This window comes from Pseudomonas cavernae, from assembly GCF_003595175.1.
Classification (GTDB): domain Bacteria; phylum Pseudomonadota; class Gammaproteobacteria; order Pseudomonadales; family Pseudomonadaceae; genus Aquipseudomonas; species Aquipseudomonas cavernae.
This window is the reverse complement of record NZ_CP032419.1, coordinates 3,315,144-3,339,653: the sequence shown is the minus strand read 5'-3', so window position 1 is coordinate 3,339,653 and position 24,510 is coordinate 3,315,144. Positions and strand designations below refer to the sequence as shown.

Below are 24,510 nucleotides of genomic sequence, written 5' to 3'. Positions count from 1 at the left end.
CAGCGGTTTTGAAGGGTGACTCGACCTTTTGGAATAGATGCCGGCACGGGTCGGCAGCTGTATAGAGGAAGGGATCATGGCTACTTCGATCGGGGTCGTCAGGCAGGTTGTCGGCGAAGTCTTTGCGGTAGCAGGCGATGGAACGCGGCGGCTGTTGACTGAAGGTGACCGCGTATTCGTGGGCGAGCAGCTGACCACAGGCGCCGCCGGCGCCATTGCGATTGCCCTGAGCAATGGCCAGGAGCTGACCCTCGGCCGCGACAGCAGCATGGCGCTGACCCAGCAGTTGCTGGCCGGCCCACAGGACGCCGCTCCGCCGGCCCAGGATGCGGCGCCGGTGACCCCCAGCGAGCAGGACCTGACCGACGTCGAGCAGCTGCAGGCGGCCATCGCGGCGGGTGTCGACCCGACCCAGGAAGCCGAGGCCACGGCGGCCGGCCCGGGTGGCGGCAGTGGGGGGGCGGGCGGTGCCGGCGGCGGACACTCGTTCGTGCTGCTGGATGCGGTGGCTGGCTCGGTCGACCCGCAGATCGGCTTCCCGACCGCAGGGATCAATGCTGGCCCCGAGTTTCCCGACCTCGAGGTGGCGGGTGACCCCGAACTGGTCGCCATTCCCCCGGTTGTGCCGCCGGTGACGCCTGTCCCGCCGGTAGCGCCTGCCAATGGCGTACCGGTGGCCCTGCCCGATTCCGCCGAGCTGGCCGAAGGCGAGGCCGGCGTCAGCGGCAATGTGCTGGTCAATGACCTGAGCGGTCCCGATCTGCCTACCCGTTTCCTCGGTTGGACAGGCGGCCAGCCCGGCGCGGATGTGCAGCTGAACACCCCGTTTGGCCTGGTGACCCTGCATGCGGACGGCCGTTATGACTTCGTGCTGGCCAACGGCACGCCGGCGGTCGAGGCATTGGCGGAAGGCGAGCAGGTCGCCCTGACCTTCGATTACAGCATTGCCGATGGCAACGGCGATTCCAGCAGCGCGACCCTGACCATCACCATCACCGGGCGTAACGACGCGCCCGAGGTGAGTGTCCGCGCTGTCGATGTCGAAGGCGGCCGGGCGCTGGTCAGCGAAGCCGGCCTGGCCGCGGGTTCGAGCGCCGGCGATGGCAGCCAGGTCAGCACTGGCAGTTTTCACCTCGCCGATCCGGAGGGGTTGGGCAGCCTGACCAGCATCCAGATCGGCAGCCTGACGGCGGATCTGTCCACCACGGCCCTGGCCAGTCTGGTCGGCCAGACCTTCGACACCGCTCACGGTACGGTCGAGCTGACCGGCTATGACGGCGCGGGCACCTTCAGCTTCAGCTACACCCTCACCAGCAGCACCACGGACGCCGATGGCCAGGCGGAAACCGATGGTTTCAGCGTCACGCTCGACGATGGTCAGGCCACGGCCTCAGCCACGGTGACCATCGAGATCCTCGACGACCTGCCTGCCGCCCAGGCCGACACCGCCACGGTGAGCGAAGGCGGCAGCGTAGGCGGCAACGTGGTTACTGGAGTCGCTACGGGCACGCTCGCCGACAGCTTCGGCGCCGACGGTCCCGGGGCGAATGCGGTGGTGGGCGTCAAGGCCGGCAGCGACACCGCGACGCCGGCCAGCGGCGGCTTGGGCGGTGCCGGGGTGGCGGGCGCCTGGGGCACGCTGACCCTCAGTGCCGACGGCAGTTACAGCTACCAGAGCAGCGCCAACAGCGTGGCGCCGCCGGGGGCGACGGATATTTTCACCTACACCATCGTCGACGCCGATGGCGATCTCAGCACCACCACCTTGACCATCGACGTGGCGAACATCACCGTCACCACCGAGCTGGGCAGCGGCGCTGACACCAGCGTGCGCGAGGCGGCGTTGAATGGGATCGGCAGCGATCCGGCCAGCGCCGATGAGATCGCCACCGGCACGCTGACCGCCGCCGGCGGGGTCGGCAATTACAGCTTTGTCCTCGCTGGCGACGGCCAGGGCCTCTATGGCAGCCTGAGCATCGACAGCAGCGGCAATTACACCTACACCCTGGCCACGCCGGTGAGCCTGCCAGCCGGCAACAACGGCGCGAACATCCAGACCACGGAAAGCTTCACCTACACGGTAACCGACGCCAACGGCAACAGCGGCACCGGCACCCTGGTGGTCAGCATCCTCGACGACGTGCCCTCGGCCAGGGCCGACAGTGCGCAAGTGATCGAGGGTGGGGAAGTCCAGGGCAACCTGGTCACTGGGACCGGTACTGGCTCGGTGGCCGACGGCTTCGGCGCCGACGGTCCTGGGGCGAATGCGGTGGTGGGCGTCAAGGCCGGTAGCGACACCGCGACGCCGGCCAGCGGCGGTTTGGGCGGTGCCGGGGTGGCAGGCGCCTGGGGCACGCTGATCCTCAATGCCGACGGCAGTTACAGCTACCAGAGCACCGCCAACAGCGTGGCGCCGCCGGGGGCGACGGATACGTTCACCTACACCATCGTCGACGCCGATGGTGATCTCAGCACCACCACCCTGACCATCGACGTGGCGAACATCGCCGTCACCACCGCGCTGGGCAGCGGCGCTGACACCAGCGTGCGCGAGGCGGCGCTGGGGATCGGCAGCGATCCGGCCAGCGCCGATGAGATCGCCAGCGGCACCTTGACCGCCGCCGGCGGGGTCGGCGGTTACAGCTTTGTCCTCGCTGGCGACGGCCAGGGCCTCTATGGCAGCCTGAGCATCGACAGCAGCGGCAATTACACCTACACCCTGGCCACGCCGGTGAGCCTGCCAGCCGGCAACAACGGCGCGAACATCCAGACCACGGAAAGCTTCACCTACACGGTCACCGACGCCAATGGCAACAGCGGCACCGGCACCCTGGTGGTCAGCATCGTCGACGACGTGCCCTCGGCCAGGGCCGACAGCGCGCAGGTCATCGAGGGCGCAGAAGTCCAGGGCAACGTGCTCAGCGTGGATGGGATCGGCTCGGTGGCCGATAGCTTCGGCGCTGACGGCGCCGGAGCTAATGCGGTGGTGGGCGTGCGCGCGGCTGGCGGTGATACCGCCACGGCGGTCACTTCGGGGGTGGGTATAGCGATCGCCGGCCAGTTCGGTACCCTGACCCTGCATGCCGACGGCAGTTACAGCTACCAGGCCCATGCCAACGCCATCAACGCGGCGGTCAGCGACATGTTCGTCTACAGCATCCGGGACGCTGACGGCGATCTGTCGACCACCACGCTGACCATTAATCTCAGCGACAGCGGCCTGGAAGCTCCGGACGACCATGACGTAAAGGTCTACGAGCAGGCTCTGGATCTGAGCCAGGATGGCCAGGACCTGGCGGCGGGCACGGTGACCGGCAGCCTGCCGGGGCATGCCGGGGAAACCGATGCGAACAACCAGCTGAACGCCACAGGTATAGGCCCGCTGACCTACGCGCTGGTTGGCGACGGTGTCGGCAGTTACGGCGTGATCCACATCGCTCAGGATGGCAGCTACACCTACAGCCTGACCAAACCGTATGACAGCAATCCGGCTGCCAGCGACGGTGCTCAGGTCGAACAGGGCAGGGACCATTTCACCTACCAGGTGACCGACGCCAATGGCAATACGGCGACCGGCACGATCTGGGTGGACATCGTCGACGACGTGCCGCAGGTGGGCAGCAATGCGCTGGTGCAACTGGATGACGATGCCTTGGCGCATGGCAACCTGGGCGGCATCGAAGATGTTGATCCGGATACCGCCAACCTCGAGGGCACGCTGGGCCACAACTTCGGGGCCGACAACGCCGGCTCCATCCGCTGGCTGGACTCCGGCGCGCCGCTGGGGTTCAGCTATGAGCTGGATGCTCAGGGCAGCCTGCTGATCAAACAGGGCGACACCACGGTGATCCGGGTAACGCTCGACAGCGCCACGGGTGCCTACAGCGTCGAGCAACTGGCTGCGCTTGCCCATGCGGCCGGTCAGGACGAGAACAATCAGCTGTTCACCCTGAACTATCAGGTGACCGACGGTGACGGCGACATCGCTCCGACGCTGGGCTCCCTGGTGATCAACGTCGATGACGATACGCCGGTGCTGGTCGAGCACGGCTATGGCTTCAGCCCCGTGGGTGGCGTGGTCAACGAGGATGCCCTGGGCACGCCCCACGATGGCAATAACGATGCCGGAGAAGCCCTGTCGGTCCACGGCGGCAGCGGCGCGCTGCATGCGCTGGTGGATTTCGGCGCCGATGGCCCAGGGGTGTTCGGCCTCAAGGGCGATGCGACGGCCCTGCAAGCCCTGAGCGAGCAGAATCCGCACCTGAGCTCCGGTGGTCAGGCGCTGCACTATCAGGTGGTCGGCAACCTGCTGACCGCCTCGGTGCAAGGCACCGCGGCCGGCAACTATGCGGTGTTCACCCTGGAGGTGCGCGCCGACGGCGGTTACACCTTCACCCTGCTGGGCCCGCTGGATCACCCGGTTCACGATGGCGATGAAGACGGCGAGCTGCTTGGCGGCTCCGACCGGGCCATCGACTTTTCCAGTCTGCTCACCGCCACCGACGGCGATGGCGACCCGGTGAATGCCGGGTTCAGCAATGGCAGCTTCGTCATCGATGTCGAGGACGATGTGCCGGTGCTGGCCGGGCTTGGCAATCACCCGGTCGGCGGGGTTGCCAATGAGGATGCCCTACACAGTCCCCACGAAGGCAATGACGATCAGGGGCAGGAACTGCAGGTCTCGGGCGGGCCGGGCGCTCTGCAGGCGATGGTCGACTTCGGCGCCGATGGCCCGGGCGCGATGGGGCTGAAGCTGGACGCTGATTCGCGGCTAACCATGACCGATCAGCACCTGACCTCGGGTGGGATGGACCTGCACTACCGGTTGGACGGCAATTTGCTGACCGCCTTCGTATCGGGTGCGACCGGGGCCTATGACGTGTTCAGCCTGCAGGTCAATCCGGGCGGCAGCTACGTCTTCACCCTGCTGGGGCCGCTGGATCACTTGGTCCAGGATGGAGAGGACGGCGAACTGCTCAGCGCTTCGGGCATGGGCATCGACTTCTCCGGGCTGATCACCGCTACCGACGGCGATGGCGACCCACTGGCGGACAGCTTCGATGCCGGTTACTTCGTCATCGACGTGCAGGACGACGTGCCGCTGGCCCGCAACGTGACGGCCGCCGAGCCGCTCGACGATGAAGGGCTCAACGGCGGGATTCCCGGCGTCGGACTCGGTGATGTGCCGGGCGAGGCGACCAGCATCCATGGCCAACTGGATTACTCGGCCGGGGCCGATGGGGCGAAGTCCATTGAACTCAACGGGCCGGCCAAGTTGGGCACTGAGGATGTCACCGCGTCCGATTGGGATGCCGCGACCAACACCCTGACCCTGTCCACCGAGCGCGGTGCGGTGGTACGGGTGCAAGTCACTGACCTGGCGACCGGTGCCTACAGGGTCGAGTTGCTGAAGCCGATCCTGCACGCCGATGCTCAGGACGAGAACAACTTCACCCTGAAGATCGGCTACAGCCTCACTGACGGCGATGGCGACAGCGCCAGCGCGGAGTTGCAGGTGACGATCGACGACGATGTGCCGACCATTCAGGCCGGCGCGCTCAGCGATGACTCTTACGTGACCTTTAACGGCAGCGCTGCCGGCTATCACAACAGCTACGGCTACTACCTCAAGGGCGAGAACGGCGAACCCTTGAGCGGCAAGGTGCTGTGGGCCGACGTCAAGGGTCAGGCGCCGGACGCTAGGGCCAGTCTCAACGGCGTTCACCCGGAAGACGTCGGTTTCTTCATCATCCCCAACGGCGCCCAGAACGGCGGCCTGGACGATGGCGACGCGCTGAGCTTCCAACTGGTCGGTGGCCAATGGCAGGCCTTCCTCAATGGCGTGGCGCTGGTCGGCGCAGATGGCGCCAATGTGCTGTTCAGCGATGCCAGCCTCAACCCCGGCGGCGCGCACCTGCAGGACACCGCCGACCCCGGCAACCAGAACTGGGAAGACCAGACCGCGCATGCCGACTGGGACTACAACGACGTCAATGTCAGCGTGACCTGGGGCGCGCCACTGCAAGTCGATGAGAGCAACTTTCATGAGGATGCCCAACGCGATTTCAGCGGCATCTTCACCGTTCAGCCCGGGGCCGACGGGCTCAAGTCCCTGAGTTACGGCCTGGGCATTGCTAACCCGGGCGCGGATACCGGCCTGGTCGATACCGCCAGCGGCGAGAAAGTCGTGTTGGTGTTGAACGCCGCCGGTACGGCGGTCGAGGGGCGCACCGAGTTTGGCGGCCAGCTGGTGTTCCGTCTCAGCGTGGATGCCGGCACGGGTGTGGTCAGCCTCGATCAGCAACGCGCCATCGTGCATTCCACCAGCGACCCGGATGAACCGTCGGGTACGCTGGCGGCGGATCTGATCCAGCTGACCGGCAAGGTCGCCGACAACGACGGTGACTCGGCCACCAGCTCGATCGGCATCGGCCATCTGCTCAGCTTCAAGGACGATGGGCCGACCGCGGTGGACGACATCCGCGATCTGCTGGCCGGCGCCCCGAGCAATAGTGTCAGCGGCAATGTCCTAACCAACGACCTGGCTGGCGCCGACAACGGCAAGCAGTTCGTCCAGTGGAACGACTCGGCCAATGGCACGGCGATCACCGAGTTGCAGCGCTACGGCACGCTGACCCTGAACCCGAACACCGGTGACTACAGCTTCACCCTCGCCAACAACGACCCGGATGTGCTGGCCCTGACCAGTACGGTCAGCCACAGCCTGCTGTACACCATGCGGGACCAGGACGGCGATATCTCCACGGCCAAGCTGACCATCAACATCACCGGGGCGGACGATCCGGTGACGGTCGGCGGCCTGGATGCCGAGGCGCCGGAACTGACCCTGTATGAGGCCAACCTGGCCGACGGCAGCAGCCCGAGCCCAGCGGCGCTGACCCAGCACGGCACGTTCAGCGTGACTGCGCCTGACGGCCTCGGCAGCGTCACGCTGAATGGCCAGACGGTATTCAGCAACGGCGTGTTCACGGCCCTGAGCATCAGCGATGCGCAGGGATCGCTGGCGATCACCGGCTACGACCCGGACAGCAAAACCTTCAGCTACAGCTACAGCCTGACCGACAACTCGCTGGTCAGCGGCGCCGGCATTCTCAAGCAGTTCAGCGTGCTGGCCACCGACAGCAACGGCTCGCCCGACAGCGCCAGCCTGGACATCCGCATCCTCGACGATGCGCCGACAGCCGTTGCCGACCAGGGTGCCGCCAGCGAAGGAGGGCTGCTCACGGTCACTGCCGCTGCCGGGGTATTGGGTAACGACAAGGCCGGTGCCGACGGCTTTGCCGCGGGCGCAGGGGTGGTCGGCGTGCGTGCGGCGGCTGGCGATCTCAATACCGCGGTGAACGGCGACGTCGGCCAGGCGATCAACGGCCTCTACGGCACCCTCACCCTGCATGGCGACGGCAGCTACAGCTATCAGGCGCACGCCAATCAGATCACGGCGGCCACGATGGATGTGTTCGTCTACACGATCGAGGATGGCGACGGTGATCTCAGCACCACCACCCTGACCATCGACGTGGCGAACATCACCGTCACTACCGCGCTGGGCAGCGGCGCTGACACCAGCGTGCGCGAGGCGGCGTTGGATGGGATCGGCAGCGATCCGGCCAGCAACGATGAGATCGCCAGCGGCACCTTGACCGCCGCCGGCGGGGTCGGCGGTTACAGCTTTGCCATCGCTGGCGACGGCCAGGGCCTCTACGGCAGCCTGAGCATCGACAGCAGCGGCCATTACACCTACACCCTGGCCTCGCCGGTGAGTCTGCCTGCCGGCAACAACGGCGAGAACACCCAGACCACGGAAAGCTTCACCTACACGGTCACCGACGCCAACGGCAACATTGGCACCGGCAGCCTGGTGGTCAGCATCGTCGACGACGTGCCCTCGGCCCAGGCCGACAGTGCGCAGCTCATCGAGGGCGGGGAAGTCCAGGGCAACCTGGTCACCGGGATCGGTACTGGCTCGGTGGCCGACGGCTTCGGCGCTGACGGCGTCGGGGCGAGTGCGGTGGTGGGCGTCAAGGCCGGCAGCGACACCGTGACGCCGGCCAGTGGCGGTTTGGGCGGCGTCGGGGTGGCGGGCACCTGGGGTAAGCTGATCCTCAATGCCGACGGCAGTTACAGTTACCAGAGCACCGCCAACAGCGTGGCGCCGCCGGGGGCGACGGATATTTTCACCTACACCATCGTCGACGCCGATGGCGATCTCAGCACCACCACCCTGACCATCGACGTGGCGAACATCACCGTCACCACCGAGCTGGGCAGCAACGCTGACACCAACGTGCGCGAGGCGGCGTTGGATGGGATTGGCAGCGATCCGGCCAGCGCCGATGAAATCGCTACCGGCATCTTGACTGCCAATGGCGGGGCGGGAGGTTACAGTTTCTCCGGGGGGGGCAGTGGCGCTCACGGCATTCTGAGTATCGACAGCAGCGGCAATTACACCTACACCCTGACCTCGCCGGTGAATCTACCCACAGGCAATAACGGCGAGAACATCCAGTTCACGGAAACCTTCACCTACCAAGTGACCGACGCCAACGGCAACACGGCGACCGGCACGATCAGCGTGGACATAGTCGACGACGTGCCGCAATTAGGCTCGTTCGTCGATGCAACTCTTCCCAATCAACTCGGCACAGTGAACGGAACTTTCTTTGTCGCTCCAGGGGCCGATGGCTTAAATAGTTTCACTATCCTCGGGCCAAGTATTGCGGGGGTGAGTTATACGACGATCCAGAATAATGACGGCAGTGGACACTTTGTCAGCACGACGTTATTAGCTGAATCGAATACCGGTGAGGATCTGTTTGATCTTACGGTTAGGGCTGACGGTACTTATAGTTTCACGCTTAGCAAGCCCGATGCCTCCTCCAGCACGAGCATTAGTTTCGCGGGGCTAAACTCCGGCGGGCCTATCGCGACAGCAAACGGTGGCGCGGCGGGCTGGGCGTTTGACGGCCTCAAGTTCACCGGTGATTCCCCTCAGCAATTTACCAACCCTAATGATGGTGGCGGCTCGGGAGGGGATTACCTGAATGTCTCCGGAAACGGTTTCGGTCTCGGCAGTGCCGCTGCGGTTCCAGATAACCGCGGCTTCCTGTACTACCAGGCGGGTGGCGCCGACAGCCTGACCTTCAAGGCGAATCTGACCAATAATGCCGGTGCGGCGAAGATCACCTGGGCTGCTTATGGGGGCGCGACCCCGCCAACCGCATCGTCGGTGCCGCTGCAGGTCGGCTCTTCGGCGATAACCATTACTGCATCCGGGAATGTGACCATCGACCCGACGATCACCTTCACCTATCTAGTGGTCAGGATCGATGTGGATGATGCGCCGCCTAGCGCCGGGGTGCGGGTCGAGGAGTTTTCCTATTCGAAGACCATTCTCCCGGATGACCACCAGTATGCGTTCAGCATTGTTGGCCAGGACGGCGATGGTGACTTGTCTGGAAGTTCGACACTCAGCGTGCATGTGGTCGCAGAGAGCTCCGGAGATACCTTCAGTCTGACGGGAACTGCCGGCGATGACGTGATTGCTGCCAGTTCTAATCCAGACTTGATCAATGGCGCCGAGTCTTTCGACCTGGTGGACTATCGGGACGACACATCGGGTGTCTTGGTTAATCTATTAGATGGAACTGGCAGCCAGGGTTCTGCTGCTAACGATATCTATATCTCTATTGAAGGTGCCTTGGGTGGGAGTGGTAACGACACCCTGATCGGTCACATCGCCAATCCGAACTATCTGGACGGGGGGGCAGGCGCGGATACCCTGATCGGCGGGGATTCCGATGACATTCTCCTTGGCGGCACTGGCGACGATGTGCTGGACGGGGGGGCCGGCCAGGACGTGTTCAAGTGGCAGGCCGGCGACAGCGGGCAGGATGTGGTCAGCGGCTTCACTCTGGCGGCTGGTGCCGACAAGGATGTGCTGAACCTCGCCGATCTGCTGCAGGGCGTGCAGGCCACGGCCGACTCGCTGGATGACTTCCTCAGTTTCAGCGTCGCCGGCGGTAACTCGCTGATCAGCGCCAGCGCGGTCGCCAACGGAGCGAAGGTGCAGGACATCGAACTGCAGGGGGTGGATTTGGCCGCCCACTATGGGGTGACGCCGGGCGCTGGGGGCATCATCTCGGCTGGGGACAGCGCCACCATCATCACCGGCATGCTCGGTGACGGCTCCCTGAAGGTCGATACCGTATGAGGCTGTACAGGCGACCGTAGGAGCGAATTTATTCGCGAACAAGAGCAGCTCCGCGCTGCCCCCTATCGCGAATAAATTCGCTCCTACACGGAAATCAGGCGCTCAGAACCTGTCTCGGATCTCGCGAGCTAGAGCGAGACAAGGCAAAAACAGCCGAGGAAGCGGAGTTTACGAGTTGTAAATGAGCATTCCGAGGCTGTTTTTAACGCAGTATCGCCGACGCGCAGCAGATCCGAGACAGGTTCTCAGTTGTGGCGTACCCGCAGGCTGCGCCACAGGGCGGCCACCATCAGCAGGCTGACCAGGGCCCAGCCGATGGCCTGGAGGTTGAGCAGGGTTTCCTGATACAGCTGGGGCGCGATGCCGGCGCCGACGATCAGGGTCAGTACGGCAATTTCCCGGCGCGGCGCGGCGACCGGGCGGCACAGGTAGACCATCGCCGGCAGCAGCAGGGCGGCGCTGGGGAAGCAGCGATAACGGGGGTCGAAGACCAGGCTGAGCATCATCACCGCCGCGGCGAAGCCGGCCGCCAGCAGCCACCAGCCGCCTCGGGCATCCAGCCAGGCGAACAGGCGGGCGCGCCAGCCCTGCTTGGCGGCCAGGGCGAGGGCGCCATGGGCGAGCACGATCAGGTTGAGGCCCACCAGCAGCACCGCCCACAGCCATTCGCCGAAGTAGCGGCTGGTAACGCGCGCCATTTCCCCCCACAGGCCGATGCAGCCCGCCCCCAGCGCGGCCAGCAGCGGCAGCAGCAGGGCGGCACGGGTCGAGGCCGGGCGTCCGGCGAGGAGCAGGGTGGCGAGGAAGATCAGGCCGCCGGCGCCCAGCCACTGCGGCCAGTACGGCAGGTTGGAGACCGGGCCGGCGAGTACGCCCTTGTCCTGGCGGTCGGCATCGAACAGGCCCCAGTAGCCGCCCATGGCGCCTTCGCTTTCGCGCTTCCAGGGCTGGTCGAAGGCTTCGATCAGGTTGTAGTGCCAGCCATTCTGTTCGGCCATGGCGACGAAGCCGCGGATGAAGCGCGCCTCGTTGACCCGGCTGGGCCGCGCGGTTTCACGCTGGCGGCCTTCGCTCGGCCAGCCGGTCTCGCCGATCAGGATGTCCTTGGGCGCGAACTTGTTGCCAAACACCTGGCGGATCTCGGCGACATGGGCCAGGGCGGCGTCGATGCCGGTCGGCTGATCTTCCCAGTACGGCAGCAGGTGGATGGTGAGGAAATCCACCGCCGGCGCCACTTCCGGGTGCTTGAGCCAGAACTCCCAGACGTCGGCGTAGGTCACCGGCTGCTTGACCTGGCTTTGCACCTCGCCGATCAGCTTGGCCAGCTGCGCGCCGGTCACTTCCTTGCGCAGCAGGGTTTCGTTGCCGACGATTACCGCCTGGACCACATCCGGGTAGGCGTTGGCCGCCTCGATCAGGGCATCGATTTCCGTGCGGTTATCCAGCGGATTGGCGTTGACCCAGGCGCCGAGCATCACCTTCAGGCCATGCTTGCGCGCCAGTTCGGGAATGGCCTCGAGGCCGGTCATCGAATAGGTGCGAATGCAGTGGAAGCGCGTGGCGAGCAGGGCGAGGTCGGCATCCATGCGTTCAGGGCGCAGGGCGAAGGGTTGGTCGAACGGCGACTGGTCCTTATCGAACGGCGTGTAGGAGGCGCATTGCAGCTTATGCGTCGGGGTGGCCGCATCTGGCAGGATCTCGGCTTTGCCGAGGCCATACCAGAGGCCGGCGAGGGCGAGCAGGGCGAACAGGCAGGCGACGAGGTAGGGCAGAACCGGGAAACGGGCTTGGGCGGTCATAGGGCTGCGCGGCTGAAGTGGCAAAGCCGCGCATCTTAGCGGATTCGTCGACTGCTGCGCAGCGGATCAGGCGTGGTGATGCAGCCAGGCATGCTGGGGAATCGCCGCGCCGGCCTGCGGGTCTTTCTCGAAGCGTTTCCACAACTTCTCGTGGAAGTAGAAACCCACCGAGTTGCACAGCGGTTCGACCACCGCCACCAGGCCGCCGACGGTGATGCTGCCAGTCAGCGCGTAGGCGACGCTGAAGGCGATGCAGAAGTGCATCAGGGTGAAGGTAATGGTCTTGAGCATGCTGGCGGCCCCTTGATGAGAATCGTTCTTTCTTGAGGGCTACAGTAGTCAGGCGCGCCGCTCAGCGGAAATGGCGGTTATACATGGGCTCTATAGAGTGCCCTAATGGCGATAGGGAGGCTCGTGCGCGCCACGGTAGACGGCTCCTTCAAGCCTGAGAGGCTGTTCACGATCTTTTGAACCATTTCAGGGCGGGGTTATAGGGCCCACAGAAGCCGCTTTTGCCCCCTCTCCCATAAGGGGCTCGTTCACTGCCGAGACCGTGAGCAGACTCTTGGGCATCCCGCCGGGTGCCCTACGACTAAGGTCGTGACTACTACTAAGGTCGTCTGTCATGCGCCGTCCGGAGTTCTATTGTTGACTCACCAGCAACCCGTGCTGCGGAGGACAACAACAAAATGAACGACAGCATCTACAAGCGGATTCACCAGAATCCGCGTTTCCACGAACTGGTAGCCAAGCGTGAGCGGTTCGCCTGGATACTCTCAGCCATCATGCTCGGCCTGTATGTGGCCTTCATCCTGATCATCGCCTTCGAGCCGCAAGTGCTCGGGACCAAGATCAGCGAGGGCTCGCCGATCACTTGGGGTATCCCCGCCGGCGTGGGCTTGATCCTTTCCGCCTTCGTGCTGACCGGTATCTACGTCCAACGTGCCAACGGCGAGTTCGACGAGATGAACAAGGAAATTCTCAAGGAGGCGCAGCAATGATCGCGCGCATTCTCACCGCCCTTGGCCTGATGGTCATCGCCCCGGCTCTGTGGGCCGCCGGCGCAATCGAAGGCGAGGTGCAGCGTCAGCCGCTCAACGTCTCGGCCATCGTCATGTTTGTCGTCTTCGTCGGCTTCACCCTGTACATCACCTACTGGGCTTCCCAGCGCAGCAAGTCGGCCGCCGACTTCTACACCGCCGGCGGTAGCATCACCGGCTTCCAGAATGGTCTGGCGATCGCCGGTGACTACATGTCGGCGGCGTCCTTCCTGGGGATTTCCGCCCTGGTGTACGCCTCCGGCTATGACGGCCTGATCTATTCGATCGGCTTCCTGGTCGGCTGGCCGATCATTCTGTTCCTGATCGCCGAACGCCTGCGCAACCTCGGCAAGTACACCTTCGCCGACGTGGCCTCCTACCGCCTCGGGCAGAAGCAGATTCGCGTGCTGTCCGCCAGCGGCTCGCTGGTGGTGGTAGCCTTCTACCTGATCGCGCAGATGGTCGGCGCCGGCAAGCTGATCGAGTTGCTGTTCGGGCTGAACTACCACGTCGCCGTGGTCCTGGTGGGCATCCTGATGGTCATGTACGTGCTGTTCGGCGGCATGCTGGCGACCACTTGGGTGCAGATCATCAAGGCCGTGATGCTGCTCTCCGGCGCCTCCTTCATGGCGATCATGGTGCTCAAGTATGTCAACTTCGACATCGGCACCCTGTTCAGCGAAGCCATCAAGGTGCACCCGAAAGGCGAGGCGATCATGAGCCCCGGCGGCCTGGTGAAAGACCCGATTTCGGCGATTTCCCTCGGCCTGGCGCTGATGTTCGGTACTGCTGGCCTGCCGCACATCCTGATGCGCTTCTTCACCGTCAGCGATGCCAAGGAAGCGCGTAAGAGCGTGTTCTGGGCCACTGGCTTCATCGGCTACTTCTACATCCTGACCTTCATCATCGGCTTCGGCGCGATCCTGCTGGTCAGCACCAATCCGGCGTTCAAGGACGCGACTGGCGCCCTGCTGGGTGGCAACAACATGGCCGCGGTGCACCTGGCCGATGCGGTAGGCGGCAGTCTGTTCCTCGGCTTCATCTCGGCCGTGGCGTTCGCCACCATTCTCGCAGTGGTTGCCGGTCTGACCCTGTCCGGCGCCTCGGCGGTGTCGCACGACCTGTACGCCAGCGTGATCAAGGAAGGCAAAGCCAACGAGAAGGATGAGCTGCGCGTCTCGAAAATCACCACCGTGGTGCTCGGTGTGCTGGCCATCGGCCTGGGCATCCTGTTCGAGAAGCAGAACATCGCCTTCATGGTCGGCCTGGCATTCTCCATCGCGGCCAGCTGCAACTTCCCGGTACTGATCCTCTCCATGTACTGGAAGAAGCTCACCACCCGCGGGGCGATGATCGGCGGCTGGCTCGGCCTGATCACCGCCGTGGCGCTGATGATCCTTGGCCCAACCATCTGGGTGCAGATCCTCGGCCACGAGAAAGCCATCTTCCCGTATGAGTACCCGGCGCTGTTCTCGATTGCTGTGGCCTTCGTCGGCATCTGGTTCTTCTCGATCACCGACACTTCCAAGGCTGCCAGCGAAGAGCGTTCGCGCTTCTTCTCGCAGTTCGTCCGTTCGCAAACCGGCCTGGGCGCCACTGGTGCGGTCGCCCACTGAGCACTACCTCTCTGAGCCACTTGGGCAGCCTTCGGGCTGCCCTTTTTGCTTGTGCATTGTCCCGCGCCGATCGATAACTGAACCTCCACTGGGCAAACGGCGTGGATTGGCTGATGGATATCGGTTGGTGGTACCGCCTGGCGGCCGATGCGGTGGTCGTGGTGCACGGGCTGTTCATCCTCTTCGTGCTGTGCGGCGGCCTGCTGGTGCTGCGCTGGCCCCGGCTGGCCTGGCTGCATCTGCCGGCGGCGGGCTGGGGTGCGCTGGTGGAGCTGCGGCATCTGGTTTGCCCATTGACGCCGCTGGAGAACAGTCTGCGCCAGGCCGCCGGCGAAGCCGGCTATGCCACGGGTTTCGTCGAGCATTATCTGATTCCGCTGATCTACCCTCCCGGGCTGACCGTACAGGTTCAGCTCTGGCTGGGCGGTGCGGTGATCTTGGTCAACCTGGTGGTCTATGGCTGGCTGTGGCTGCGCTGGCGTAAGGGGCGGCGTTGAGTGGCATTGCCCGCGCGGCTCAGATGCTTCCCAGGCCGTGGTTTGCCTGGGGCATTCAGCAATCTGATGGTGAGTGGGGCCGATTATTTCCTTCGCTACACTGCGGTTCATCTAGCTCCAGACTCATCAACCGAACAACGAGAAGGCAACCTCACCATGCAAAACCGCATCATGATCACTGGCGCCGGTTCCGGCCTCGGTCGGGAAATCGCCCTGCGCTGGGCGCGCGAAGGCAGCCGTCTGGCGCTGGGCGACGTCAACGAGTCGGGCCTGGCGGAAACCCTCAAGCTGGTGCGCGAGGCCGGTGGCGATGGCTTCACCCAGCGCTGCGACGTGCGTGACTACAGCCAGCTCACCGCCTTCGCCCAGGCCTGCGAGGAGAAATTCGGCGGCATCGACATCATCGTCAATAACGCCGGGGTGGCCTCGGGCGGCTTCTTCGACGAGCTGTCACTGGAAGACTGGGACTGGCAGATCGCGATCAACCTGATGGGCGTGGTCAAGGGCTGCAAGGCCTTCCTGCCGCTGCTCGAACGCAGCAAGGGCAAGATCATCAACATCGCCTCGATGGCGGCGCTGATGCAGGGCCCGGCGATGAGCAACTACAACGTCGCCAAGGCCGGGGTGTTGGCGCTGTCCGAGAGCCTGCTGGTGGAGCTCAAACAACAGGAGATCGGCGTGCATGTGGTCTGCCCGTCGTTCTTCCAGACCAACTTGCTGGACTCCTTCCGCGGTCCGACCCCGGCGATGAAATCACAGATTGGCAAGCTGCTCGAGGGCTCGCCGATCAGCGCGGCGGATATCGCCGACTACATCTACCAGGAAGTCGCCAAGGGCGCGTTCATGATCCTGCCGCACGAGATGGGCCGCGCCGCCTGGGCGCTCAAGCAGAAGAACCCGCAGGCGCTCTACGACGAGATGGCCAACATGGCCGAGAAGATGCGCGCGAAGGCCAAGCAAGGCTGATATTTCTGCTGTCTGGTTGGTCAACTTTTTCCCTGCCGGGCTTGCCCGGCAGCGGGTCGGGGGGTAGGGTGGCTGTCATCGGCCTGGATGGCCAATACGGCATTGGAGCTCCTGTGCAACCCCTATCGCGCGCCATGCTCCTGCTGGCGCTGATGCTGGCGGCGATCAACCTGCGCCCCGGCATCACCTCGCTTGCCCCACTGATCGAACGCATCGCCAGCGAACTGGCCCTGAGCCGCGGGCTGATCAGCCTGACCACCGCCTTGCCGGTGCTGTGCATGGGCCTGCTCGCGCCCTTGGCGCCGCGACTGGCCATGCGTTTCGGTCTGGAGCGCACCATCCTCTGCTGCTTGGGCTTGATCGGCGGCGCCTTGCTGCTGCGCCTGGGCGGGCATTCCAGCCCGATCCTGATCGGCAGTGCGGCGCTGGTCGGCATAGGTATCGCCGTGGCCGGGCCGTTGCTGTCCGGCTTCATCAAGCGTCACTTCGTCGGCCATGTCGGCCGCGTGGTCATCTGGTATTCCTTCGGCATGACCCTCGGCGGAGCCGGCGGCGCGGTGCTGACGGCGCCGGTGACGCAGCTGCTGGGCGATAACTGGGCCTTTGGTTTGGCGGCCTGGGCCTTGCCGGCGCTGCTGGCGCTGGCGTTGTGGCTGCGCGTGCCGAACCAGCGCGAGAGTGCTGACGAGGTGGGTGGCGGCGGCTTGCCCTGGGGCGAGCCGCGGGCTTGGCTGATCACCGCGTTCTTCGCCATCCAGGCCGGGCTGTTCTATGCCCTGACCACCTGGCTGGTGGCGCGTTACCACGAGGCCGGGCTGACGCTGCTGCACAGCAATGCGCTGTTCAGCACCTTTATGCTGGTCGGCCTGGTCAGCGCTTATGTCCTGCCCTGGCTGGCGCAGCGCTTCGACAATCGTTACCAGTTGCTGGTGATCTGTGGCCTCGCCTCGACCCTATGCCTGGGCATGATCACCTTCCTACCGACCTTCCAGCCCGAGCTGTGGGCGGTGCTACTGGGTTTCGGTCTCAGTGGCTCTTTCGCCTTGTCGCTGGTGTTGCCTTTATATGAGGTGCACACGCCGCTGGCGGTCAGTCGCTGGACGGCGATGATGCTGTTCGCCGGTTACAGCATTGGCAGCCTTGCCCCGGTGTTGTCCGGTCTGGGGCGCGACCTGGCCGGTAACTACCAACTGCCGTTCATGGTCCTGACCGTGCTCGCTCTGCTGCTGAGTGTTCTGGCCTGGCGCCTGCAACCGCGCGGCCAGAACGCTGAAACAGGGGGCCTGTGAGTGTTGCGAATTTTTTCGCAGAGGCATCCTTCTGACTCTGTTGCTTGCACTTAAACGCACAGGCTTGTGGCCTGCAAGGGGCGCCGGGCCTCGCGGCTGGCATTTGGCCTGCTAGTGTTACCAGCCAGCAGTTTGTGGATTTTTTCACCGCCTTTATCTGGCATAATCGCGCCCCCTTTTGACCGGGTCTAAACAACCTCATGTTCGATCTTCTCAGCGGGCTTGATGCCTGGGTGCTCGTGAGCCTGGTGCTGGCCTTGGCCTTCGTGCTCTTCTTCGAGTTCATCAACGGCTTCCACGACACCGCCAACGCAGTGGCCACGGTGATTTACACCAATGCCATGCCTGCCCATCTGGCGGTGATCCTCTCGGGTATCTTCAACTTCTTAGGGGTGTTGCTCGGCGGTGTCGGGGTGGCCTATGCCATCGTCCATCTGCTGCCGGTGGAGTTGCTGATCAACGTCAACACCGGCCATGGCCTGGCCATGGTGTTCTCCCTGCTGACGGCGGCCATCGCCTGGAACCTGGGCACCTGGTATTTCGGCATTCCGGCGTCCAGTTCGCACACGCTGATCGGCTCGATCCTCGGCGTCGGCCTGGCCAACGCGCTGATCAGCGAAATTTCGCTGGCCGATGGGGTCAACTGGCAGAAGGCGATCGATATCGGCATTTCCCTGGTGCTCTCGCCGATGGCTGGTTTTGCCGTCGCCGCGTTGCTGCTGCTGGGGCTGAGGTGGTGGTTGCCGGTGTCGAAGATGCACAACACCCCGGAGAGCCGCAAGGAGATCAAGGGCAAGAAGCATCCACCGTTCTGGAATCGTCTGGTCTTGGTGCTGTCGGCCATGGCCGTGAGCTTCGTGCACGGCTCCAACGACGGCCAGAAGGGCATCGGCCTGATCATGCTGGTGCTGATCGGCATCGTGCCCGGCCTGTTCGTGCTGGACCTGAACAGCACCACCTACCAGATCGAGCGGACCCGCGACGCCACCCTGCACCTGAGCCAGTTCTACGAGCGCAACCAGGCGACCCTCGGCGACTACCTGGCGCTCGGCAAGAGCAATGACACCGACCTGCCCGAGCTGTTCCGCTGCGAGCCGAAGCAGACCGAGATGACCATCGCCGCCCTGCTCGCCGATCTCAAGAACGTCACCGACTACAACGCCCTGGATGCCGAGAAGCGCATCGAGGTGCGCCGCTACCTGCTCTGCCTGGATGACACCGCGAAGAAGGTGGGCAAGCTCGAAGGCCTTTCCGCGCGGGAGAAGGCCGACCTCAACAAGCTGCGCAAAGACCTCACCGCGACCACCGAATACGCGCCGTTCTGGGTCATCTTCGCCGTCGCCCTGGCGCTCGGTATCGGCACCATGGTCGGCTGGAAGCGCGTGGTGCTGACGGTTGGCGAGAAGATCGGCAAGCAGGGCATGACCTATGCCCAGGGCATGGCTGCGCAGATCACCGCCGCCTGCGCCATTGGTATGGCCAACGTGTTCAGCCTGCCGGTGTCGACCACCCACGTGCTGTCTTCCGGCGTGGCCGGCACCATGGTGGCGAACAAGAGCGGCCTGCAGGGTGGCACCGTGCGTACCATCCTGCTGGCCTGGGTGCTGACCCTGCCCACCACGGTGTGCCTGGCAGCCGGCCTGTTCTGGTTGGCGACGCGCTTCGTCGGCTAACGCCGTTGTGAGAAAAAGGCGCCGGTTGGCGCCTTTTTTCTGTCTGCGCCAACCGCCGCATGCTTTGCAGGCACCGCGGTTTCCCAAGGGCCTGGCCTGTGTTAGAAGGCTGCCTTCTGCTTCTGGAGTGTTCGTGTGGAGTCCGAATCCATCGTCTATGGCTGCATTCGCGATTGGCCGTCCGCCGATCCGGAGCAGCGGCGTGTGCGTCGAGCCACCAACCAGCGTGAACTGGCGGCTTTGCCGGCCGGCAATGCCTGGCCGTTTCTCGGTCGCGAGATGTTCTCCTGCTGCCAGCAGCCGGGCGAAGGGCTGTACCAGACCCAAGTGATCCACTTCGGCGCCAGCTACCGCGCGGTGGAGTACGAGTGGAAGCTCTGGGTCGAGCAGTTCGAGGCGCTGCTCAAGCGCCTGTACTGGGCCAGCGCCGTGGTCCATCTGGAAACCGAATTGAACGGCACCCATACCTTCCGCTGGGAGTCGGAGAAGGGCTTTCACAGCCCGCAAGAGGACAGCTTGCGGGTGCGCTGCGCCTGGGAGCGGGAAGGCAATCTGCGCGGCTGAGCGCGCTTCGCCTGATGGCTATGCCGCTCGACCCCTCACCGTGAGTTTCGCCGATGCTCAACTATCTGTGGTTCTTCCTCGCCGCGCTGTTCGAAATCGCCGGTTGCTACACATTCTGGCTATGGCTGCGCCTGGGCAAGAGCGCCTGGTGGCTGGCGCCCGGTCTGCTCAGCCTGACGCTGTTCGCCCTGCTGCTGACCCGCGTCGAGGCGGCCTATGCCGGGCGCGCCTATGCGGCCTATGGCGGCATTTATATCGTGGCCTCGCTGCTCTGGTTGATGCTGATCGAACGCACCCGGCCGCTGGCCAGCGACTGGCTGGGCGTAGCGCTGTGCGTGCTGGGCGCCAGCATCGTGCTGCTCGGTCCGCGTTTTTCCCAGCCGTAGGTTGTGGGTTGAGGCGCGCAGCGACGAAGCCCAACGCAGCGTGCCGCCCGCTGTTGGGCTTCGCTGCGCTCAGCCCAACCTACCCGGCTATCCCTGCTCCAGCCACTCGCGCGGCACATCGCGCTTGAGGGCGAGCTGGCATTGTTCGCTTTCCGGATCGAAGACGATCACCGCCTCGCCTTTCTCCAGCGCCCGGCGCACCCGTTGCACGCGGGTCTCCAGCTCGGTGTCGTCGCCATTGTCGGTGCCCTCGCGGGTGACGAAGTCCTCGATCAGGCGGGTGAGGGTGCCGGCTTCCAGCAAGTGGTGGGGGATCAGCATGGCTATTCTCCAAAACGGGCGCCGATACTAGAGGTTCTGTACGAAAACTGCCTGCGCTCGGTGATGCTGCGTTAAAAACAGGCTCGGACTGCTCATTTACAACTCGTAAACTCCGCGTCCTCGCCTGTTTTTGCCTTGCCTGACCTTCGCTCGGCGACTTTTCGTACAGAACCTAACAGCCCCGAGCCTCACCCTCAGCTTTCAGCCGTTGGCCAGCGGCTGGCCGAGCAGATAACGGTCCAGCGTGGCGTACAGCAGGGCACCGTCCAGCGGCTTGCCGAGGAAGTCGTCCATCCCGGCTTCGGCGCCTTGCCGGCGGTGTTCGTCGAGGATGTGCGCGGTCAGCGCGACGATCGGCACCGCGGCGAGGTGCAGCTGGCACTCCAGGTCGCGGATCTGCCGGGTCGCCTCGAAACCGTCCACTTCCGGCATTTCGCAGTCCATCAGGATCAGTTGGATGGCTTGCGGCGCGCGTTGGTATTCACTGACCGCGACGCGGCCATTGTTGACCAGGCGCACGTTATAGCCGCGCTTCTTCAGGAAGCCCTGGACCACCAGCTGGTTCACCGGGTTGTCTTCGGCGACCAGGATGCAGGGGGTGGTATCGCCGTCGGGTTGGCTGGCACGCGGGGTTGGCCGCGGTACTTTACGCCGCTCCTGGTACAGCTCCAGCAGTGTTTCCCGCAGCGGGATGAGCGTCAGCGGCAAGGGCAGGTTGAGCAGGCGCAGAGTTTCGGCGCCAGCCAGCGCCTGACAAAATTGCGGCGGGCACAGCACCAGCACGCGCAGCCCGGGCTGCAGGCGCGGGCGCAGCGAGTCGAGCCACAGCGACACGCTGCCGGGCCAGGGCGACATCAGCACCAACAGCGGCGGCACGGCGAAGTCATCGAAATAGTCGAGCAGCCGCTCGGGGTTCTGGCAGCGCTCGGTGCGCATGCCCCAGCGCCCCAGCACCCGGCTGAGGGCATCGAGGCCGAGGCCGTCGAGCGAGCAGAGCAGGGCGGTGCGGCCGTGCAGCAACTCGCCGAGTTCGTCGTTCTGGCTGGTGGCGTCCAGGGGGATATCGAAGCTGAAGCGCGTGCCTTGGCCGCTGCTGCTCTGCACCTCGATACGGCCGCCCATCATCTCCACCAATTCCTTGCTGATCACCAGGCCCAGGCCACTGCCGCCATAGCGGCGGGTGGTGCTGGAGTCGCCTTGGGCGAAGGACTTGAACAGCTGGGTCTGTACCTGATCGGGAATGCCGATGCCGCTGTCGCTGACGGCGAACACCAGGCGTTCGGCGCCATGGGCGCCCTGGCGGCGGCAGACGTTGATCGCCACGTGGCCTTCGGCGGTGAATTTCAGGGCGTTGCTCAGCAGGTTCATCAGCACCTGCTTGAGGCGCGTCGGGTCGCCCTGAATGCGTCGCGGCACGCCGCCCTCGAGGCTGAGGTAGAGGCGCAGGTTCTTCTCCAGCGCCTGGGCGGTGAACAGGCTGAGGGTGTCGGACAGCAGTTCTTCGAGGTCGAACTCGATCTGCTCGAGGCTGAGCTTGCCGGACTCGATCCGGGCGTAGTCGAGGATGTCGTTTATCACCGCCATCAGCGAGCTGCCGGAGCTGGCGATGGTGTCGACGTAGAAGCGCTGGCTGCGATCCAGCGGGGTTTCCTTGAGCAGTTGCAGCATGCCCAGCACGCCGTTCAGTGGCGTGCGGATCTCATGGCTCATCTTGGCCAGGAAGCGGCTCTTGGCCCGGCTCTCGACCTCCGCCTGTTCGGCGGCCTGGCGTGAGAGAAAGCCTTCTTCCTTGAGCAGGTTGATGCGGTCGGCGAGGCCGAAGGACAGGGTAATCAGCTCGATGGTGACACCGATCTTCGCCACCATCGAGCCGTAGCTGCCGTTCAGGTCGAGGCCCAGCGAACCGAAGGTGGCCAAGATAACGGCGCCGAGCAGCACGCCCCAGGCGAGAATGTAGTAGGAGCCGTAGCGCAGGCCGTGGCGCCAGGCGTAGCTGCCGCCCAGCAGCAGGCACACGGACACCAGCAGGGTGGCCAGGCTGGCCATGATGTTCCACACCCGCAGGCCGACCAGGGGCGCCGTCAGCGCGCAGGCCAGCACCAACAGCATCAACAGTTGCAAGGGGCGATCCAGGCGCGGGATGAAGCGCTGGGTATGCAGGAAGTGCCGGCTGAACTGCAGCGCGGCCAGGCAATGCAGGTACATGAACAGATTGATGCCGAATGACTGCAGGGCGATCTGGTCGGGCAGCAACTGAAACAGCAGGCCGTCGAAGCTGGCGGCCAGCAGACCGATGTTGAGGATGTAGACCAGGTACCAGAAATAGCTCGGTTCGCGCAGCGAGAAGAACAGGAACAGGTTGTAGCAGAACATCGCGAACAGCACGCCATAGAAGGCGCCGTTCATGCCCGTCAGGAATTCCTGGGCGGCTGCGCTGGCGGCGTAGGTGCTGAACAGCAGCGGGACGAAAATGGTACTGGTGCTTTGCACGCGCAGCAGCAGGGTGGTCTCGCCAGCGGGCAGCGCGACCGGGAACCAGAAGTTGTTCACCTGTACCGGGCGTTGGCTAAAGGCGAACCGATCGCCGCTTGCCTGGCGCTTGATCTGGCCGTCCGGGCCGATCAGATACAGCTGCAAGTCATCCAGCAGCGCATAGTTGACCTCCACATAGCCGGCCAGGTCATGCGCGCGCAGGTTGTTCAGGCGGACCTTGAACCACCAGGTCGAGGTGTTCTTGCCGAGGTTGGCGTGTTGGTTGCGGATCGGGATGAAGGCGGCGTTGGGCAGGGCTCGCACCTGCTCGAGGCTGAGCTGGCCACTGGGATCTTCGTGATAGCTCAGGTAGGGGCCGAGCGACAGGCGCAGTTCATCCCGATCCAGCGGCGCGAGCAACGACGCTGAGGCCGAGGCCGGAATGGCACAGCACAAGAGCAGCAAGGCCAGGAACAGACGAGGCATCCGCGAACCTCATTGGGGCCGCCGGATGTTGCCCCGGGGCTTTTTTATGGCACTTTGCTCTCATGCGCGCCGGCCTTCAAGCCTCCTTAGAGCCTGTTTACGATCTTGCGAGCTAGAGCCAGACAAGGCGCAACGACCAGCGGGAGTAACAGCCGAAGGCTGGCCCGTAGGGTGAGCGCCAGCGAATAAATCGGCGAAGTGGCGCAGTTTACGCGTTGTAAATGAGCATGACTCGCTGCGCTCGCCCTCCGGGCCGCACTGAAGTGCGTTAGCCGCAAGCGGCTTACTGAGCCCGATTTCAATGCCGTATGGCCGACGCGCAGCAGATCGTAAACAGGCTCTTAGATCTTTGAGCGCCGTCAGCAAGGCGGCGGCGCCGGCCTTACCGGTTGGGCCGTTGGGGAGGATGTGTGCCAACCAGGGCACACAGGGTCCGACCGGAGGATTTGCGGGTTGGTTGTAAGTTGGCAGGCCCCGTCAGCTCTGGCCGCAGGCGCGATTGGCCGCCACGGCGATGTCCATCAGCCGTGGGTTGGGCAGCTTGAGTCCGGCCATCAGCGCCGCATAGGCCTCGCCATCGGCGACCTGCAGGCGCGGGTTGTGCGCCGCTTCTTCGCCGATGCTCGAGCGGGTCCAGCCCCTGTAGTCGTGGCCGGGCCACAGCTCGGTGTCGCCCGGCAGGCTCAGCAGGCGCTGCAAACTGGCCCATTGCTGGCGGGCGTCGCCGTTCTGGAAGTCGGTGCGGCCGGTGCCGCGAATCAGCAGGGTATCGCCGCTGAACAGCTGGGCCGGTTGATGCGCGGTGACCGGCAGGAGGAAGCAGTAGGAGTCGTCGGTGTGCCCCGGCGTGTACCAGGCGAGCAGCTCGCGTCGGCCGAACGCCAGGCGCTCGCCGTCGGCGAAGGTGAAGCTGGCGCAGGTGCTGCCGCTCTGCGCGCCGAAGCCGCTGCGACAGCCGGTGGCGTTGCGCAGAGCGCCGAGCGCGGTGATGTGGTCGGCGTGGGTGTGGGTGTCGACGGCCAGCACCAGGCGCAATTCGAGCTCGCCGAGCAGGCACAGGTAGTCGTCCAGCTTGTCCTTGACCGGGTCGATCAGCAGCGCCTCGCCCCGATCGGCGAGCAGGTAGCTGTAGGTCGAGCTGGTGACATCGAACAGTTGGCGAAACAGCAT

The 24,510-nt window shown here is 64.6% G+C and carries 14 protein-coding genes; 9 read left to right on the top strand and 5 right to left on the bottom strand.

Annotated features, from left to right (window positions below):
• The first annotated feature begins 76 nt into the window (after positions 1-76).
• Positions 77-10,231 (top strand): retention module-containing protein, encoded by a 10,155-nt coding sequence (locus D3880_RS15155; RefSeq protein WP_162935007.1) that lies wholly within the window; start codon positions 77-79, stop codon positions 10,229-10,231.
• A gap of 245 nt (positions 10,232-10,476) precedes the next feature.
• Here D3880_RS15155 and D3880_RS15150 read toward each other — a convergent pair whose 3' ends face one another.
• Entirely contained in the window at positions 10,477-12,030 is a 1,554-nt protein-coding gene (locus D3880_RS15150; RefSeq protein ID WP_119894269.1) for a glycoside hydrolase family 17 protein, read from the bottom strand.
• A gap of 66 nt (positions 12,031-12,096) precedes the next feature.
• Positions 12,097-12,321 carry a DUF2061 domain-containing protein gene (locus D3880_RS15145; protein ID WP_119894268.1) on the bottom strand — a complete coding sequence of 75 codons (225 nt, stop codon included), beginning with the start codon at positions 12,319-12,321 and terminating at the stop codon, positions 12,097-12,099.
• Positions 12,322-12,719: 398 nt separating this feature from the next.
• Between D3880_RS15145 and D3880_RS15140 the strand changes: the two genes are divergently transcribed.
• The 8 genes from D3880_RS15140 (at position 12,720) to D3880_RS15105 (ending at position 20,061) form a co-directional block, all read left to right on the top strand.
• Positions 12,720-13,031, top strand: a complete 312-nt coding sequence (locus D3880_RS15140; protein ID WP_119894267.1) for a DUF485 domain-containing protein — start codon at positions 12,720-12,722, stop codon at positions 13,029-13,031.
• Positions 13,028-14,686, top strand: coding sequence for a cation acetate symporter (locus tag D3880_RS15135; protein ID WP_119894266.1), 1,659 nt, complete (start codon positions 13,028-13,030; stop codon positions 14,684-14,686). The genes D3880_RS15140 and D3880_RS15135 overlap by 4 nt, the downstream gene beginning before the upstream one ends.
• A 113-nt stretch (positions 14,687-14,799) precedes the next feature.
• Positions 14,800-15,183 (top strand): DUF2784 domain-containing protein, encoded by a 384-nt coding sequence (locus D3880_RS15130; RefSeq protein ID WP_119894265.1) that lies wholly within the window; start codon positions 14,800-14,802, stop codon positions 15,181-15,183.
• Positions 15,184-15,339: 156 nt separating this feature from the next.
• Positions 15,340-16,149, top strand: a complete 810-nt coding sequence (locus D3880_RS15125) for an SDR family oxidoreductase (protein WP_119894264.1) — start codon at positions 15,340-15,342, stop codon at positions 16,147-16,149.
• A 113-nt stretch (positions 16,150-16,262) separates the two neighbouring features.
• Positions 16,263-17,438: an MFS transporter gene (locus tag D3880_RS15120; protein ID WP_119894263.1), complete on the top strand. Its 1,176-nt coding sequence runs from the start codon at positions 16,263-16,265 to the stop codon at positions 17,436-17,438.
• A 200-nt stretch (positions 17,439-17,638) separates the two neighbouring features.
• Positions 17,639-19,111 (top strand): inorganic phosphate transporter, encoded by a 1,473-nt coding sequence (locus D3880_RS15115; RefSeq protein WP_119894262.1) that lies wholly within the window; start codon positions 17,639-17,641, stop codon positions 19,109-19,111.
• A 135-nt stretch (positions 19,112-19,246) separates the two neighbouring features.
• Complete coding sequence (locus tag D3880_RS15110; protein WP_119894261.1) at positions 19,247-19,675, top strand: hypothetical protein; 429 nt, start codon at positions 19,247-19,249, stop codon at positions 19,673-19,675.
• A gap of 53 nt (positions 19,676-19,728) precedes the next feature.
• Positions 19,729-20,061 (top strand): YnfA family protein, encoded by a 333-nt coding sequence (locus tag D3880_RS15105; RefSeq protein ID WP_119894260.1) that lies wholly within the window; start codon positions 19,729-19,731, stop codon positions 20,059-20,061.
• Between the two features lie 87 nt (positions 20,062-20,148).
• Here the strand turns inward: D3880_RS15105 and D3880_RS15100 are convergent, their stop codons facing one another.
• The 3 genes from D3880_RS15100 to D3880_RS15090 all read right to left on the bottom strand — a co-directional run bounded on the left by D3880_RS15100 (position 20,149) and on the right by D3880_RS15090 (position 24,510).
• Positions 20,149-20,382: a YheU family protein gene (locus tag D3880_RS15100; RefSeq protein WP_119894259.1), complete on the bottom strand. Its 234-nt coding sequence runs from the start codon at positions 20,380-20,382 to the stop codon at positions 20,149-20,151.
• A 201-nt stretch (positions 20,383-20,583) separates the two neighbouring features.
• The gene (locus D3880_RS15095) at positions 20,584-23,340 is read right to left on the bottom strand and encodes a hybrid sensor histidine kinase/response regulator (RefSeq protein ID WP_119894258.1); all 2,757 of its coding nucleotides are present in this window, start codon (positions 23,338-23,340) and stop codon (positions 20,584-20,586) included.
• Positions 23,341-23,817: 477 nt separating this feature from the next.
• Complete coding sequence (locus D3880_RS15090; protein ID WP_119894257.1) at positions 23,818-24,510, bottom strand: MBL fold metallo-hydrolase; 693 nt, start codon at positions 24,508-24,510, stop codon at positions 23,818-23,820.

Excerpts from the sequence above, each read along its gene's own strand:
- D3880_RS15125 (WP_119894264.1), top strand. The coding sequence starts at position 15,340 with ATGCAAAACCGCATCATGATCACTGGCGCCGGTTCCGGCCTCGGTCGG.
- D3880_RS15145 (WP_119894268.1), bottom strand. The coding sequence starts at position 12,321 with ATGCTCAAGACCATTACCTTCACCCTGATGCACTTCTGCATCGCCTTC.
- D3880_RS15155 (WP_162935007.1), top strand. The coding sequence starts at position 77 with ATGGCTACTTCGATCGGGGTCGTCAGGCAGGTTGTCGGCGAAGTCTTT.
- D3880_RS15115 (WP_119894262.1), top strand. The coding sequence starts at position 17,639 with ATGTTCGATCTTCTCAGCGGGCTTGATGCCTGGGTGCTCGTGAGCCTG.
- D3880_RS15140 (WP_119894267.1), top strand. The coding sequence starts at position 12,720 with ATGAACGACAGCATCTACAAGCGGATTCACCAGAATCCGCGTTTCCAC.
- D3880_RS15105 (WP_119894260.1), top strand. The coding sequence starts at position 19,729 with ATGCTCAACTATCTGTGGTTCTTCCTCGCCGCGCTGTTCGAAATCGCC.
- D3880_RS15135 (WP_119894266.1), top strand. The coding sequence starts at position 13,028 with ATGATCGCGCGCATTCTCACCGCCCTTGGCCTGATGGTCATCGCCCCG.
- D3880_RS15090 (WP_119894257.1), bottom strand. The coding sequence starts at position 24,510 with ATGCTGTTTCGCCAACTGTTCGATGTCACCAGCTCGACCTACAGCTAC.
- D3880_RS15095 (WP_119894258.1), bottom strand. The coding sequence starts at position 23,340 with ATGCCTCGTCTGTTCCTGGCCTTGCTGCTCTTGTGCTGTGCCATTCCG.
- D3880_RS15100 (WP_119894259.1), bottom strand. The coding sequence starts at position 20,382 with ATGCTGATCCCCCACCACTTGCTGGAAGCCGGCACCCTCACCCGCCTG.
- D3880_RS15130 (WP_119894265.1), top strand. The coding sequence starts at position 14,800 with ATGGATATCGGTTGGTGGTACCGCCTGGCGGCCGATGCGGTGGTCGTG.
- D3880_RS15150 (WP_119894269.1), bottom strand. The coding sequence starts at position 12,030 with ATGACCGCCCAAGCCCGTTTCCCGGTTCTGCCCTACCTCGTCGCCTGC.